Origin of the sequence: Mesoplasma grammopterae ATCC 49580, from assembly GCF_000701525.1 — a bacterium.
In the GTDB taxonomy this organism is placed as follows: domain Bacteria; phylum Bacillota_I; class Bacilli_A; order Mycoplasmatales; family Mycoplasmataceae; genus Mesoplasma; species Mesoplasma grammopterae.
In genome coordinates this window covers 1-16,587 of the sequence record NZ_JNJC01000001.1, presented here as the reverse complement: position 1 = coordinate 16,587, position 16,587 = coordinate 1, and the positions used below count along the sequence as shown (strand labels likewise).

13 protein-coding genes are annotated in these 16,587 nt (G+C 24.6%); 11 read left to right on the top strand and 2 right to left on the bottom strand.

The annotated features are described in order from the left end of the window. Nucleotides 1-785: 785 nt before the first annotated feature. From T314_RS03855 to T314_RS0100045, 5 genes are all read left to right on the top strand, one after another. Nucleotides 786-1,571, top strand: coding sequence for a GNAT family N-acetyltransferase (locus T314_RS03855; protein ID WP_051612858.1), 786 nt, complete (start codon nucleotides 786-788; stop codon nucleotides 1,569-1,571). 161 nt (nucleotides 1,572-1,732) lie between these two features. Then, nucleotides 1,733-2,590 carry a PRD domain-containing protein gene (locus tag T314_RS0100060; RefSeq protein ID WP_029511647.1) on the top strand — a complete coding sequence of 286 codons (858 nt, stop codon included), beginning with the start codon at nucleotides 1,733-1,735 and terminating at the stop codon, nucleotides 2,588-2,590. A gap of 8 nt (nucleotides 2,591-2,598) precedes the next feature. After that, nucleotides 2,599-4,554: a PTS transporter subunit EIIC gene (locus T314_RS0100055; RefSeq protein WP_029511646.1), complete on the top strand. Its 1,956-nt coding sequence runs from the start codon at nucleotides 2,599-2,601 to the stop codon at nucleotides 4,552-4,554. A 1-nt stretch (nucleotide 4,555) separates the two neighbouring features. Further along, nucleotides 4,556-5,995, top strand: a complete 1,440-nt coding sequence (locus T314_RS0100050; protein ID WP_029511645.1) for a glycoside hydrolase family 1 protein — start codon at nucleotides 4,556-4,558, stop codon at nucleotides 5,993-5,995. Nucleotides 5,996-6,155: 160 nt separating this feature from the next. Then, nucleotides 6,156-6,374 (top strand): ATP-binding cassette domain-containing protein, encoded by a 219-nt coding sequence (locus tag T314_RS0100045; protein WP_029511644.1) that lies wholly within the window; start codon nucleotides 6,156-6,158, stop codon nucleotides 6,372-6,374. A 444-nt stretch (nucleotides 6,375-6,818) separates the two neighbouring features. Here T314_RS0100045 and T314_RS03970 read toward each other — a convergent pair whose 3' ends face one another. Both T314_RS03970 and T314_RS0100035 read right to left on the bottom strand, forming a co-directional pair. Then, entirely contained in the window at nucleotides 6,819-7,064 is a 246-nt protein-coding gene (locus tag T314_RS03970) for a hypothetical protein (protein ID WP_156933604.1), read from the bottom strand. A gap of 169 nt (nucleotides 7,065-7,233) precedes the next feature. Next, the gene (locus T314_RS0100035; protein WP_029511642.1) at nucleotides 7,234-9,528 is read right to left on the bottom strand and encodes a hypothetical protein; all 2,295 of its coding nucleotides are present in this window, start codon (nucleotides 9,526-9,528) and stop codon (nucleotides 7,234-7,236) included. Nucleotides 9,529-9,762: 234 nt separating this feature from the next. Between T314_RS0100035 and T314_RS0100030 the strand changes: the two genes are divergently transcribed. The 6 genes from T314_RS0100030 to T314_RS03775 all read left to right on the top strand — a co-directional run. Beyond that, nucleotides 9,763-10,470 carry an ATP-binding cassette domain-containing protein gene (locus T314_RS0100030; RefSeq protein ID WP_029511641.1) on the top strand — a complete coding sequence of 236 codons (708 nt, stop codon included), beginning with the start codon at nucleotides 9,763-9,765 and terminating at the stop codon, nucleotides 10,468-10,470. Nucleotides 10,471-10,472: 2 nt separating this feature from the next. Further along, nucleotides 10,473-11,306: a hypothetical protein gene (locus tag T314_RS0100025; RefSeq protein WP_029511640.1), complete on the top strand. Its 834-nt coding sequence runs from the start codon at nucleotides 10,473-10,475 to the stop codon at nucleotides 11,304-11,306. A gap of 84 nt (nucleotides 11,307-11,390) precedes the next feature. After that, nucleotides 11,391-12,110, top strand: coding sequence for a hypothetical protein (locus T314_RS0100020; RefSeq protein ID WP_029511639.1), 720 nt, complete (start codon nucleotides 11,391-11,393; stop codon nucleotides 12,108-12,110). 41 nt (nucleotides 12,111-12,151) lie between these two features. Continuing rightward, a complete protein-coding gene (locus T314_RS0100015) occupies nucleotides 12,152-14,311 on the top strand; it encodes a hypothetical protein (protein ID WP_029511638.1) in 2,160 nt (719 codons plus the stop codon). Next, entirely contained in the window at nucleotides 14,298-14,627 is a 330-nt protein-coding gene (locus T314_RS0100010) for a hypothetical protein (RefSeq protein WP_029511637.1), read from the top strand. Before T314_RS0100015 ends, T314_RS0100010 begins: the two co-directional genes overlap by 14 nt. A gap of 170 nt (nucleotides 14,628-14,797) precedes the next feature. Beyond that, nucleotides 14,798-16,587, top strand: a 1,790-nt coding sequence (locus tag T314_RS03775) for a THUMP domain-containing protein (RefSeq protein ID WP_036237360.1), incomplete at its 3' end; no start/stop codon positions are given.

Here is a 16,587-nt window from a genome sequence, read left to right as displayed (position 1 = left end):
TTTCAATAAAGCATAAAATATAGATAATTGAATTGATAATGAAGCTTTAAATATAAGCATTAATAAGCGTAATGATAATGACATATACTCAATGTTTTTAAATAGAATCCAGAATTATTTGAAAATCAAATAAAAATAGAGGTGTAAAAATAAATTCAGATAAAAAGTCAGGTGGTTTGACTATTTCAGACTCTGAAAAAAATGTAGTTTATCAACCTTTTAAAAAGGAAATAAATTTCACTATATATGATTTTGAAGAGAATACGTAGATACATGATGGAACTGTTGAAATAAGTAGCATCGATCAAAATTGATTAAAATAAATATTAAAAGAATTAGACAATGAAGTTTTAGAGGAATTAATGTATAAATAAATAAATAAAATCAGAATTTCCAAAAAATGATAATTATAGTTGAATGGGAATTAATGGAGATAATGATTTAGCTTTTTGAGACACTAAAAATAATTTTAATAGATACTTTAATACAAATATATTAAAAGATAATAAAACTAATATATTCAATAATAAAAAGATAGATTATAACTATTTGAATAAAAATTCTCAAAATTGAAAAACAACTTTAATAAAGGCAAGTATGAATTAGTTTAGTTTTTACAAAACAAATTAATTTTTGATTTATATGGTTTAGAAAATTGAAAAAATTTTGATAGCTTTGCAATAAAAGTTGATGTGAATGTAATTTAATAAATAAAAGTAAGAGCCTAAGTTCTTACTTTTTTAAAAACAAACTATAGAGTATAATATTTATGTAAGGAGAATATTATGAAAAAGAAATTTAAAATGCATAATGCACATGCGAATGATTTGATTAATAACTTCGCTAAATATTATGCTAATCCAATTGAAGAATACATAAAACAAAACTTTAAATGAGAAACTGATCATGTATGTATAATAACTAAAGATCAAAGAAATAACTTAACAGTTGTTTCAAATGATTTATTAAAATTAGACAATAACCAAATTAAAGAAATTATAAAAGAACAAAATGCAATGACTTGAATTAACTTCTCTAATAATGAACATAATGAAAATCATGAAGTGTTAATTAAGAATAATTTTGAATTATTGCATGTATATCAAGCAATGGTTTTAAAAACAGAAAACTGAGAAATTAAAGATAGTTTAAGTAATCCTAATATTAAAGTAGTAGAAAATCAAAATGAAGTTAAAGCATTTACTGATATTATTGAGAATACATTTGATTTGGAAACTATTGTATTAGACAAATACTTACCAATACATGAATATAACTTAGAAAATAAAGTTAATCATATGATTTTAGTTAAAGATCAAAATAATAAATTTGTTGGAACAGGTAATATTTACTTTGATGATCAACATGCCGTTATTGATGATATTTCAGTTTTAGTTGAAGCTAGAGGAAAAGGGTATGCAAAGATGATAATGTTTCACTTAATATCTTATGCAAAACAAATAGGAAAATCTGAAGTATTATTATTTGGTACAGAGGACGGAACTCCAGTTTATGAAAAACTAGGTTTTAAACTAATTGATACTTATATGGAAGTTTTTTATAAGAAATAAAATTGGACTGAGTTATATTCAGTCTTTTATTTTTAAAAATTTATCTTTTTAAATATTTTTTTGCTAAAATAAAATTAAGGATTGTTACTTTTCATAAGGCAAAACCAAAAGAGTGAATACTTTTAAAATTTTTAGCTACTTATACGTTTGAAAGGTACAACATGATACTTGTTAAAATACTTAATAATAATGCAATAATTTGTGAAAATGATGACAAATCAATAATAATAGCAATCGGTAAAGGATTGGGTTTTCAGCGTAAAATTGGTGATGCAATTGATACAAAAATATGTGAGAAAATATTTATTGAGGGTGAAGTAAACTTAGATAATATTTCCAATTTATTTACTAATGTCTCGCATCAATATATTGATGTAGTTTCAAAAATAATACAAAATGCTGAAAAAGAATTGAACAAAAAATTTAAGAGTGAAATATATTACAATTTAATTTCACATTGTCAATTTGCAATTGAAAGATATCAAAATAATATTCCAATTATTAATAATCTTTTTTGGGAAATTAAAAATTTGTATAAAGAGGAATATAAAATTGGTATTGAATCAGTCAAAATGATTAACGATGAATTTAATGTTGAATTAAATGAGGAAGAAGCAGCTTTTATAGCTATTCATTTAATTGACGCTGAATTAGGCCATGATTCATCAAAAGTAATTTTAATGACTGAATTAATTGATGCTGTTATGCGTATTATTAAATATAATTTGGGAATTGAAAAAAACAAGAAAAATGAATTTGATTTCGCAAGATTAATTTCACATTTAAGACAATTCATTACACATAATTTATATGAAAATAATGCTAATGATATGTTTGATAATAATTTGCATGATTTCAAAGACTCATTAAATGATCTTAGCAATAAATACCCCGAAATAACAAAATGTGTGCAAGAAATAAAAAACTATATTCAATTCAAATTTAATCATAAGATAACAACAAATGATGAATTTTATTTAGCGATACATGTAGCAAAAATAAGTAATCACTCCAAATAGGAGGAAATATGTCAAAGTATAAAAATTTTGCATCCGATGTTATTGAATACATGGGTGGAAAAGAAAATATTAGTAAGGCTTATCATTGCTTTACTAGACTTAGATTCACAGTATATGATGAATCTAAAATAAATATGGAACAATTAAAAAAAATGCCAGGACAATTAGGCATTAAAAAACAAGCTGGACAATATCAAATGATCATTGGTAAAGAAGTTGCAGATGTTTACAAAGAAGTAAGCAAACAACTTGATATTGTTTCAGAATCAGTAAAACCTGAATTTGAAACAAAAAATAATGTTAAATTTAAATTTAACATGAATAGCATAATAGATGTTATAGCATCATTATTTACACCTATACTTGGGGTTATTAGTGGTGCTGGAATTGTTCAGGGTATTCTTGCAATATTTACAAGTACAAATCTGGTAACCGGACAAAATGCTCAAGTATTAAACTTGATAGGTGGATCTGCAATGGCAGTTTTACCTTTGCTTCTTGCAATAACTGCTGCTAAAAAATTCAATGTTAATATTTATTTAGCGTTAGTTGTTGCTGGTGTACTTATTTCACCAACAATAATTCAAAATATATCTCCTGATAAAGGAACAACAAATTACTTATATTTATTAGGTATGCAAATACCAGCTTTAAGTTATGCAGGAGCCGTTTTCCCAAGTATATTAATGGTTTTATTTTTATACTTTGTTGAAAAAGGATTAGATAAAGTTTTACCAAAAATAATAAAATTTGTTTTATTACCTTGTATAGCTTTATTTATAATGATTCCTTTAATGTTAATTGTATTTGGTCCAATTGGTAATTATATTGGTTTAGGATTAGCTAAATTTATTGAAATATTATTTTCATGAGAACCATGATTGGCAGGAATGATATATGGAGCTTTAAGACCGTTCACAGTTATATTTGGGATGCATTATGCTTTCTTCCCAGTTATACTTTCTAACTTAGCATCTCCTGAAGCGAGAGACTTCTTACTTCCAATACATTTATTAACAAACTATGCACTAGCAGGTGCTGCATTAGGTGCAACATTCTTAATAAAGAAACGTGAAGAAAAACAAATTGCCACAGCTGCAACAATTTCAGGTTTCTTTGGTGTTACTGAACCAGCATTATATGGTGTAATGCTTAAACATAAACTTTCTTTTGTAGCTGCCATTTTAACAAGCGCTACAATGGGTGGATTAGCAGCAGGACTAAAACTTTATTCATACGCATTTGCTTCACCAAGTTGATTAACAATTGCAGGATTCTTTAGTCCTGATCAACCAATTTGAAAATTTATAGTTATTATATGCTTAACATTTGTTTCTTTAGGTATGTCAATGTCACTAACAATTTTATTTGGCATAGACGAATACAAACAAGAAAACAAAAATTTATATAATGGAATAAGAAAATACCAAATTTTAAAATATATTAAAGCTTACAGAATTGCTTTAAAAAATAATAAAGGTAAAAATAAAATATTGAAAGAAGCTTATAAAGATGGTTTAAGAATTAAAACTTTTGCAAAGGGTAAAATTTTAACATTAGATGAAATTAACAATCCAACAGTAAAAGCATTTAGTGATAAAAAAGGTTTTGCAGTTAATATAAATCAAGAAAATATTAACGCACCTTTTAAAGGAAAAATAGAATTAGTTGATACAGAAAATTCTTCAATAATTTTAAAAGATACTAATAAAAATGTTAAAGTTATTATCGGAATGAGTGCAGAAAATTTAAAAGTTGATATTTTGGTTAAAAAAGGTCAAGAAGTTGAATTAAATGAAACTCTATTTAAAATAGATTTAAAAGAATACAAAAAAAATAAATTAGATAAAAGATTCTACTTAATTATTTTGGACAAGCCTGATAATCATAAAATTTTAAAAGAATTTGATGAAGCCTATGCTAGAAAAAATATAAAAATGGTAAGTATTGTAAAAGAGGTGTAATATGAAATTTACTAAAGAAAATTTTTTATGAGGAGGAGCATGCTCAGCTAGTCAAGTTGAAGGTGCATATAACAAAGACGGAAAAACTTTAACAACTGCTGAATTAATGGATTATGATCCAAATCTTGACAGAAAAAAACTAAGACATAAATCTATTTCAAGAGATGAATTACACTTCATTATGTCGGATAAAAAAGGATATTATCCAAAAAGACAAGGAAATGATTTTTATAATAGATATAAAGAAGATATTAGATTACTTGCTGAAAGTGGAATGAATATTTTCCGCCTTTCTATTGCATGAGCAAGAATTTTCCCAAATGGTGATGAAAATGAACCTAATCAAAAAGGTTTGGATTTTTATAGAAATGTAATTAAGGAATGCAGAAAATATAATATGGAAGTTATGGTTACAATGACTCACTTTGACTTTCCTATTCCAACCATTCTTAAATATGGCGATTGAACTAATAAAAAATGAATAGATCTGTTTTTAAAATATGCTGAAGTTTTATTTAATGAGTTTAAAGATGATGTAAAATTTTGATTGCCTTTTAATGAAATTAATTTTACTTCGTATTTTGGTTGAAAAACAGCAGGAATTTTTGAAGATGAATATGAAAATCCTGCTGAAAGAAGAACTCAAGCATTGCATAATCAATTCTTAGCTCAAGCAAAGACAATTGAACTCGCAAAAAAAATAGCACCTAATATTCAAGTGGGATGTATGTTGGCGATTTTAACTGCATATCCAATTGATTGTAATCCTGAAAATATCACAGCTTGATACAAGGATAAACAACTTGGTCAAGATCAATATTTAGATGTCATGGTAAAAGGAGAATATCCAAATTTTATTAAAAAATATTGAAAAGACAAAAATATAAATGTTCAAATAGATGATAATGACATGAATATAATAAAAAATAACCCAATAAGTTTTATTTCATTCAGTTATTACATGTCACGTGTTGTATCAATAACCAGTGGAGAACAAACAGGAGGAAACCTTTTAGGGGGAGTTAAGAATCCGTATCTTAAGTCAAACGAGTGAGGATGACAAATTGATCCAGAAGGTTTAAAATACACTTTAAACAATATTTGAGATAAATATAATGTACCTTTATTTATTTCCGAAAATGGATTAGGTATGATTGAAACTCAAAAAAATAATGAAATAATTAATGATGAATACAGAATTGATTATATGAAGAATCATTTTAAAGCAATACAAGAATGTATTGATGACGGTGTTAATGTTTTTGGATATACAATGTGAGCTCCTATTGACTTAGTATCTGCTGGGACCGGAGAATTCTCAAAACGATATGGAATTGTGTATGTAGATTATGATGATTGAGGAAAAGGAACAGGAAACAGATATCCTAAAGAATCTTATAAATGATTTAAAAAATTTATGGAAACAAAAATCATAAATTAAATACTAAATATAATTTTTAAAAGAGTATTAATACTCTTTTTTTATTAATACTAGTTATAATCTATCTAAATAAGGTTAAAGGTATTATTATGATTGAATTTAAAAACGTAGATAAAATCTTTGCATCTAATAAAAGATTAAAAGATGTAAATAATTATTATTGTTAGGAAATCATAACGCTGAACATAGGTTAAAAGAAAAAGATTTAACTATAATTTATTGTAGTCATATTCTAGATGAAGTTGAAAAATTTTGTGATCGTGGATTAATTATTAAAGATAACACTATTGTTAAAGATGTAGATATTAAAGAACATAAATCAAATTTAAGAGAAAGCTTTAAATCATTTTATGAATTTACTGAAATAGGGGATTTTTAATTATGAGATCAAATAATAAAAAAATAATCTTAAGTACTAAGATTAAAACTACAAATAAATTTTTGATTTTATTGTAAGTACAACTTCTTTAGTGGAACTAATTCTGGATTAGGGCTTTTAATATTCTTCTTATGAAATTACTAAAAAAGTAAAAGAAATGAACTCACGAATATCTATGAGTAGAATGGAAATTCTTTAGATAAAAGAGAAGCTAATATTTCTTTAGTTGTTTAAAAGGTGAATACTTAAATAGAATAAATAATCAAAAAATGAGGTTAAAGGGAATTTGTAAACATATACATTGATATATAAATTGATACAATAATTATAGAATACAGAAAGTTTTAAATTGAAAAACGCCAGCCTTTGCTAGCGTTAGTTAATTATTTAACCTATAGATTTATTTTTTCCCCCCAGTTTATTAATCTTGAATTTTTTGTTTGTTTAAACTCTTTTTTTATTACTAGGTTTTTTCTTTGCAAATTTTATAATTTCTTTATCTTGATTCATTCATGATCCGAATAAGTTTGAGCAAATTATTACATAAATAAAATATAAGAATGAAACAATTAAAAAAGTAACAGTAACTGTTGCAAAGAAAATTAATCCTTTTTCATTACTTATGTCATAATTAATTATTATCTCAGGAGCGTAAAGACTAATAAATCAAAGAATTAATAAAAATATCATTAACAAGCTCAAAAAAATATTTAGAATAAATCAGGTTAATGAAATCTTTTTTTCGTTTTTAAAAAGTAATGAAAAATAATTTATTGACAGTCAAAATAAAGTCAGAGAAAAGAAAGTAATTGCAATATAACCTAAAATTTCTAAGTCTACTAGATATCATTCAACCATATTACTTTTTCCCCTTTGCTATATAATAACTTCTTGTTGCTTGTTTTAAATTATTAATGATAACTTTATAAGCTTCTATTTCATCAGGCCCTTTACCAGCTTTTAAATATTTTTTTACAAATGAATTTGTATTTGTAGGTGAAGGTATTGAAGTATCTGTAAAATTCAAATCAAATTTTGTTCTACTCAATTTTTTAGTTAGTTTTAATCCACTATAAACATTAGAATTAATTATTTCTTTAGACAAAGCATTTTTATTAATTAAGTAATCAATTTTTTGCATATTTTTTGTGCCAACTGCTAATTGCTCTAATCTGGTTGAAGGGTTAAATTCTATTTTCTCATCATTCATAATTGATTGTTTGCCTTCAGAAGTTTCATTATTATATTTTGGATATGCCCAAACAGTATCTCCTGAAATATAAGTCATATTAACAAAATCATAATCATTAAAATCTGAAGATCAAGAACTTATCCCATCTTCTCAACCTGTAAGTGAATACTTCATGAAATTAGGAGAATCTTGTTTATACAATGCAGCTTGAGTATAACCTAAGATTCCTGGCTCGGCTCTGGCTAAATTAAATGTATTATCAGCATCCAAAGAATATTGTCCAGTATGTAAACCTTTGCTGTTTCTTCTTTTTGTAAATTCGCTAAAGTTTTTATTTTTTTGATTATAAATATCAAGCATATAAACTCATACATAATCTGCATGATCATATTTTTCCATCTTTTTATAATCGATATCACGTTCTCAATCACTAACTGCAAAATGTAAATAATCTTTTTTTGGATCAATTTCATAGAGCCAATCATTTGTTTCAGTTGTTTGTCATGAATCTTTTTCATCTAAGTAGTAATATAAATCTATTTTATCTGCTCAATCAGGTTCTGTATCCATATGATTTTTTAGTTGTTCAAATCATCAGTTACTATATTTTCTTCCTTCAGCATCTTTTGAACCATTAGAATCAATAATTGATGAAGGAACTTTAAAATATTCTTCAGTTTTTGTATTATAAATATCAATACTTTTACCTTGAGTTCCTCATGCGCCGTTTAAAGAATTTATCATTCCTCTTTTCATTCCAGCATCAGCCATAAGGTTTAAGTACCTATCAAAAGATTCTCAATCACTAGCAGGAATTTTTAAACCTTCCTTAATGTCATCAAACTTAATATCTTTATTTTGAGAATTAGAAGTATCAAAATCTCCTGTATATGTTCAACTTAAAAAGTTAAGAGATTTTCTTTTTATTTTTCATGGATTATGATATTCACGTTTAAAACCTAATTCATAAGTTCAATTCATATTTCATGAATCAACAGCATTTAATTGAAATCAATCCATACCCATATTTTTAGATAAATACTCAAACTGAGGCCCCCAGTATTTATTTCAGTTAAATTCAATATATTGATTATAATTTAATGGATCCACTTCTTCTTCAATTCCATTGCTATTAATCATTTTAGAAGGATGACCATCATCGTATGATTTATTATAATAATCTGATGCTCATTCTGGAAAACTAAAAAGATTAAAATCTATTTTACTTTCTTCACCATTTTGTGGATTATAATCAATAGGAAATAAATCTACTTTTATTAAGGAATTACTTGTATAGTTTTTTGAAGAATCTGTTTTGTTAATCCCAGTTATTTCAAAATCTAAATTAACATTTCCATCAGTAATTTTGTCATTTGAATTAACAGCAACATTTATAATATAAACTCTTTTGCTATATACTTCATTTAGTATTTTATTGTTTGTTATTTTTTCTGGTACCAAAAGAGGTTTTCTAATTCCATAAAAATTTGTTGAACCATTTCCACTAGCGTATATAAATTCATTAAAACCATATTCTACTCTTAGTCCTTGTGATTGAATGAATTCTTCATTATTAAGTTTTACTTGGAGCTCATCAAAATCATCATTTACTACAACCACTATTTGACTAGTATTAAAATCATTTATTCATAAATCAATAGATTGTGGATTGTCTTTATTATTTTCAATTCCATTGTAACTATCAAAGTCACCATAAAATTTTGCATCCTTCAATGAATTATTTTCACCACTTGGTTCATATAAAGACAAATTCTCGTATGCGTCTGTAGCAAATGTGTAAACTGGAGCTATCTGGTTTTCATTAACTTTCTTTGCATATGGACTTGGATTTAAATAAACATCTCTTTGCAACTTAACTTGATTTAAGCTAACAAAAGCAATAAATCCAATTAAAAATATTTGTACTATTATTAAAATACTCATGAATAATCTTTTTGACATAAAACCCCCATTTTTTAATCAATTACTTTATTAAATTAATTTCACTATTTTATTAGCAAATATTATTTTTCTTAAATATGATTCTACAAAAAAAAAAAAAAAACACTTGAATTTGGGAAAAATTCCAAATTCAAGTGTTTTTTAATACTATAAATGAATCAATTAAATCTTAAAGATACTTATAATAAAATATTTTCTTTATAATCTATCTAAATAAGGTTAAAGGTATTATTTATGATTGAATTTAAAAACGTAGATAAAATGTTTGCATCTAATAAAGGATTAAAAGGTGTAAATATTATTATTAATAAAGAACAAATAGGTTTAGTTGGTCCCAATGGAGCTGGTAAAACAACTTTTATTGAACTATTATTAGGTTTTCACTTACCAAAAAAAGGTGAAATTCTTATTAATGGTATTAAGTCAACAGATAAAAATTTTGATATTAGTAAAATTGGCTATATATCAGCTAATTTAGATATTCCTAAAAAACTAAGTGTATCTGAGTATGTAGGTTATATTAAAGAATTAGAAAATAGTGAAAAATTTAACACTAACATTGAAATGTTTGCTAAAGTATTAGCATTTGATTTGAATGACAGTTCATTAATTGGTAGTTTATCATCTGGTATGGTGCAAAAATTAAAAATTATTTTAGCAATATCAGGAGATAAAGAGATTTTAATTTTTGATGAACCAACAAGAGGATTAGATCCGATTGCTGTAGAACTATTTGAAAAAATTATGGAAAAATTAAAAGAAAAAGATTTAACTATCATTTATTGTAGTCATATTCTAGACGAAGTTGAAAAATTTTGTGATCGTGGATTAATTATTAAAGATAACACTATTGTTAAAGATGTAGATATTAAAGAACATAAATCAAATTTAAGAGAAAGCTTTAAATCATTTTATGAATTTACTGAAATAGGGAATTTTTAATTATGAGATCAAATAATAAAAAAATAATCTTAAGTACTAAGATTAAAACTACAAATAAATTTTTAATTTATTGTAAGTATAACTTCTTTAGTGGAACTAATTCTGGATTAATGATTTTAGTATTCTTTACTTTAGCTGCAGTTGGAATGTTAAGTATGTTAGCATATTTAGCAACCAAAACAAATGGTGTAGAAGGTTCACTTATTAAAACTTCAAGTGTAATGATGTGTCTTGGATTTATCCTTTTAATAAATAGCATAGCTAGTTTAAATATGACACTTAATAGCAATATAAATAAAAGGATTAATCGTATCTTTTTACTTAGTGGAATAAAAAGACATGAAATAAAAAACTATGCTTTAATTTATAATATTATATTGTTGCTTATCCAAGCTTTAATTGCTATTATTTTAAGTGTTATTATATTTGGTATAGCAACATTAGCAAGTGATTATAATTCATTTAAAGCAATTATTAATTTACAATATTTTGCAACTTTACTTTTAAAGCTATTATCTGCTTTTATGTTAGGTTTATTAATGTCTGTATTATTAGGTGCATTACCTAAAGGTTATATAAAAAGAATTGTAATGGTTTTATTTTTTATAGCTCAGTATATGTTATTATCATTTAGTTTTGGATCTATTATTTTAGCTGATAGTGATAAAGTTGTAATAGCATGAATAATTTCGATTATTCCTTCAGTGTCTTCTGGATCAATTATTTGATGAAATATACATAATTGATTAATATTTGTAGGATATGCATATAACCTAGCATTAATTAGTTTATTCATTTGATTATGAACAATAATAAATCGTAAATTAACTTACTAGAAATAGTAAGTTTTTTTATTTAAACATAATTTTTATTAATAAAAAGAAGTAAAATAATTAAATAACAATTAAAGAAAGCAAAATATGAAAGTTAATAAAACAATTAAACAAGAACCTTCAAAAGAAGAAAAGAAATTGAATAAAAAAGTTATACATAGAAAGAACGGTATTCTACTTAACTTATTTGGTTCTTCAACCATTATTATTGGACTAATAATGTTTTCTTTAATTTCTATCTTAATTTTTATTTATGTGCGTCAAGAAAACCTTATAACTTTAGTTGATAATTTAGAAAAAGATTTAAAAACTAATATAGAGAAATTGATCAATGATGCAATACAAACAGTTAAAGATAATACAAATCCTGAAGAGATTTATAATGAAATAATAAAAAACTTAAATACTACAAATATTTCAATTAATGAACAGTCTTTAGAACCAGAAGAAGTAATAGATTTATTTAATCAAGTTTTACCAGAAGAAAAATTTATCAAAATGATTAACGAATTCTTAGATTTTGGTGAAATTAAAATTCCTGAGAATGTTAATTTAGATTTCTTAAGAGATTTAATTAAAAAACTAAATCTTGATGACTATAATCAAATAATGTTAATTATAGTAATTGCTGCAACTAGTTTAACTATAATTAATCTATTAAACATTATTTTTGCTTGAAGATTAATGTTGTCTAAAAATAGAGCAATTAAAATTCTATTTATAATTACATCAGTATTATCAATTAATATCTTTAGTTGAATAGGAACATTAGTATATTTAATTAATGATCGAAAAGAAGTATTTTAAAATATAAATTTAAAGTATTTATAAAATTAAGGAGAACAAAAATGAGAATAGATTTACATCACCATATACAAAAATATAAATCAGGTGAAATTGGAACAGAAAGAGATTTTGAATATTTTAAAAATAATATTGAATCAATAATTGATGATTTGAGAAGAAACGATGTCAAAGTAATTGCAATAACAGACCATAATACATTTTCAATGGAACATTACAAATTTTTAAAGGAATCATTTAAAAAATATGATTATGACTGTTTACTATTACCAGGAATTGAAATTGATGTATACGATTTAAGAAGCGAAAAACTAGAAATAACTGCAAATATGAATATTATAGTTTCTAATGAAAATCTTGAATTGTTTAACGAAAAAATAAAAGAAATAATAAATGGCTGTAATGTTGATAAATTCAGAATAGAAATAACAGAACTGTTTAAAAAACTTAAATCATTTAATAAAATTTGTATGCTTCCACATTATCAAAAAGAAAAATACATGTTAAATTTAGAAACAATTAATGAAATTAGTCAGCTTAAAAATGAAAATGATTTTATAGCATTTGAGGTTAGAAATCTTACTTCTGCAAAAGTGTTAAATAAAAGTAATTTGCCTTCTTTATACGGAACAGATAATAAAAAGCACAAAAATGTTGATTATAGTAAATTGCCTAACATTGTAATAGAAATAAAAGATTTTAACAATCTTTTATTGTTCCTTAATAAAAACCCCGACTTCATTGAAAAAGAACTTAATAAACTGAATGTTTATGAAATCGATGTTGACTTAGATTGAAATAGTGAAAAAATTAAAATTTATAACGGTTCAAATTTAATAATTGGTTCAAGAGGTACTGGCAAATCAGAAATATTGTCTCAAATAAAATTAAAATTAGAAGAAAAATATAATGAAGAAAACATAAAATATTTTAATGGAAGTGATACAAAAAGTGAATTCGAAAAAATATTAAAAGATGAAACTTATAAATTACAAAAGAATAATATTCCTATTTTCGACCTAAAAGTATCGGAAGCATTTGAAAAAACTTTCGAAAATGTAAATTATTCAAATTTAAAAAATAACTTGTCAGCATTGAAAAAATATAAACCTGTTGAAAATTTAAGGTTTAAAAAAATTCAAGAAATGAATGCACTTAGCTTACCTATGTATAACGAAATTTTAGATGAAAACTTTTTATTTAAAACTTTGATTAAATATAAAAATGATATTGAGAAAATTAATGAAACTAAAAATATTTTCAAAATATTAGAAGGTAAAAAGAAGATTGAAGATAATAATTTTATTAATACGACAAATAAAATAATTGAGATATTAAATGAAGAAAAACAATTATTAATTCTAAAATGATTTTCAAATAAAATTGTTTCTCAATTAGTAATTCAGTATAAAGAAAAAATTTTGGAAAACAAAGGGATTGATTATTTACCAAATGATCTTGGTTTATTTTCTATTTTCAAAAAACATTGAGAAATTGAAAAGGAAATTGATAATTTACTAAAGTATGATGATAATGTTATTGAAGATAGCAAGATAATAGGTTTTATAAACGAAAAAGTGAGTGTTAGTTTGAAAATATTCACTAAATTAAAAAATAATAAAGTAGTATTAGTTAAAAGTTTAACTGAGATTAAAAATTCGTTATATAAAACATCAATTGTAAGTTGCATTGAAAACCTTAAAAACTACATAAAATCTTTAGAAAAAGATAAACAAAAGCAAAACATTTTTGAAACAATATACAGCTTAAAACAAAAATTTATTTTAAGCGATGGTTCTATAAATGATTCATTATCTTCGGGTCAACAATCAAATTTTATTTTAACAAATAAATTATTATTAGATTCTAATTGTAGAGTATATATTCTTGACGAGCCAGAAAAATCATTAGATAATCTATTCATTTCAGATTTTGTGCTTTCAAAAATAAATGATTTAGTCAAAAATAATAAAATTGTTGTGGTTGCTACACATAATGCAAATATAGCACTAAGGAGTTTTCCATCTCAAATAATTTATAGGGCATATGGTGAAAAAGATAAATCATATTTTGGAAACATCTTTTTAGATGAATTAATTAATTCTGAAGGCAAAAAAAATGTTTCTACAAATATTTTTGTAGACTTATTAGAAGGTGGAGAGAAAGCTCTCTTTGAAAGGGAAAAAATTTATGGAAAACATTAACAATGTATTTTTAACAACAAAGTTTTTAGAAACAGAAAGAGATTTTGAATTTACTTTTGGGGAAAATAAAACAATAAAAAAAATTAGTGCAACAGATTTTAATGAAAATGAATTTATTGAAATTTTTGATGAGGTATTCTTGTCAATAAAATGCATGGAAAAGGATCAAATTGATAAATATCTAGAAAATGATCAATTGCTTGTTGAGTTCAATGGTAAAATCGAAAGTGTTGAAGAAAAATTCTTAAGTAAATTTTGCGAATATCTGTCAGGTGAAATAAAACAAATTTTTACATTTATCAAAGAAAACAAGTAATTTAACATGATCAAAATTTAGAGGTCAAAAAGAAGTGTTTTTGACTTTTTTTTTTTTTTTTGCAAACACACTTAAAATAGAAAATTTTCTCCCCATTTAAGAGTATTTTTTGGATGAATAATCTAAAATTATAGTAATTATTGAAAAAATTAATTAAACAGGGGGTTTATATGAAAAAATTATTAGCACTATTAGGAGTTGTAACATTAACAACAAACGTTGTTGTAGCAGGTGTTTCAATTGCTAATGCAGACAAAAACAAGCAAAACGATATTAAAATCTTGCAATCTAAATTGCAAACAATTTTAAATTCAAAAACTGATGCTAGATGAGATGTATCAGAATTACAAAAAAAAGTAGATGAAGAAATCGGTCAAGGTGAAATTACAGTTTCATTCAAAGACTATGCAAAAGTAAAAGGTGTAGCTACAGTTGAATTTATATTTAAAGCAAATAATAAAAAATATACTGGTGAGTTATCATTAACTCAAACTTATACAGTTAAAGAAAATATAGCTGAAGATATTTCAACTATTTCAACAAGACTAACAAGCATTCTATTTGAAAAATCTCATGATGAATGAACTGTTACTGATTTACAAACAGAGATAAATGCTGAATATGGAGCTGGTGAAATTACAGTTTCTGGTGGAATTTATAGTGACGATAATAACTATACTGGTGAAACAAAGAAAAAAGCTGAATTTACATTTAAAGGTAATGCAACAACAGATCCACAAAATACATTAAAGTATAAAGGTGAAATAGCATTAACTCATACATATACAAAACAAACTGTAATTAGCAATGAACAAATAAAAACTGTTGTTGATGATTTAGCAAGCCATGCTAAATTTGATGATAAGCAAACTGCTAAAACAGCTATTGAAGTTGCATTTGCTTATAAAGAAGCTGCAGGAGATGCAGAATCAACAGGAATTAAAGGTATTGAAAAAGCTGTTGCTAAATATAATAAATCTGTTGTAGGTGATAAATCAAGCTTCACAGTTACTTTAACATTATCAACTGGTTATGTTTTAGAACAAACAGCTAATACAGTAGAAGTTACTGTAAATTTAATGTCAAGAACAGATATATCAACTAATAATGAATTTAAACAAGAATTAACAAGTTTTGTTAATGATGAAGCACATAAAAATCAAGCTTGAACTAAAGATGGATTGCAATCTGCATTAAATACTAAATATGGTTCTGGAGAATTTGTTGTTACTGAAGATGATTCTACTGTAACTTATGATAATTCTGAACTTGGTAAAAAAACAGAAAAATTTGTTATTACAGGTCAAGGCTCAAAAGAAAACAACAAACAATATCAAGGAGAACTTAAAGTTACTCATGATTATAAAGTTACTGCTAATATAAGTACAATTAAAACTGGTTTACAAGAAATTTTAAATAATGACGCTTATGAAGAAAAAACATGAACTCTAGATGAATTGCAAAAAACTGTTGATAATAAATTTGGCAAAGGACAAATTACAGTATCCGAAGTTGTTGCATTAAAAGATGATAATTCAAATGTTGTAAATAATACAAAAGAATGAAAATTTATTGGTAATTCTAATGATGAAAACGAATTTGTTTATACAGGAGGTGTAATTTTAACTCATACTTGAAAATCATATAAAGTTTTAGCGAGTGATATTCAAGCAGCGGCTGAAGCTGCTGTTAACGGAAAATCATATGCAACCATTGAAGCAGCTCAAGAAGGTATAACAAATGCAGTAGAAGCTATTACTGGTGTTGATAGTGTTATTTATCCAACAGAAACACCAAAAGACTGAAGTGATGAAACAATTAAATTTACTGTTACATTTATAGAAAATTATGTAATTGAAGGAAAAAATGATTTTAGTGTAAAAGCTAGAGTAGGATCAGATATAACAGTTTCAACTGATGCAGTTAATAATGCGATTAAAGAAGTTGTAAATGCTGAGGG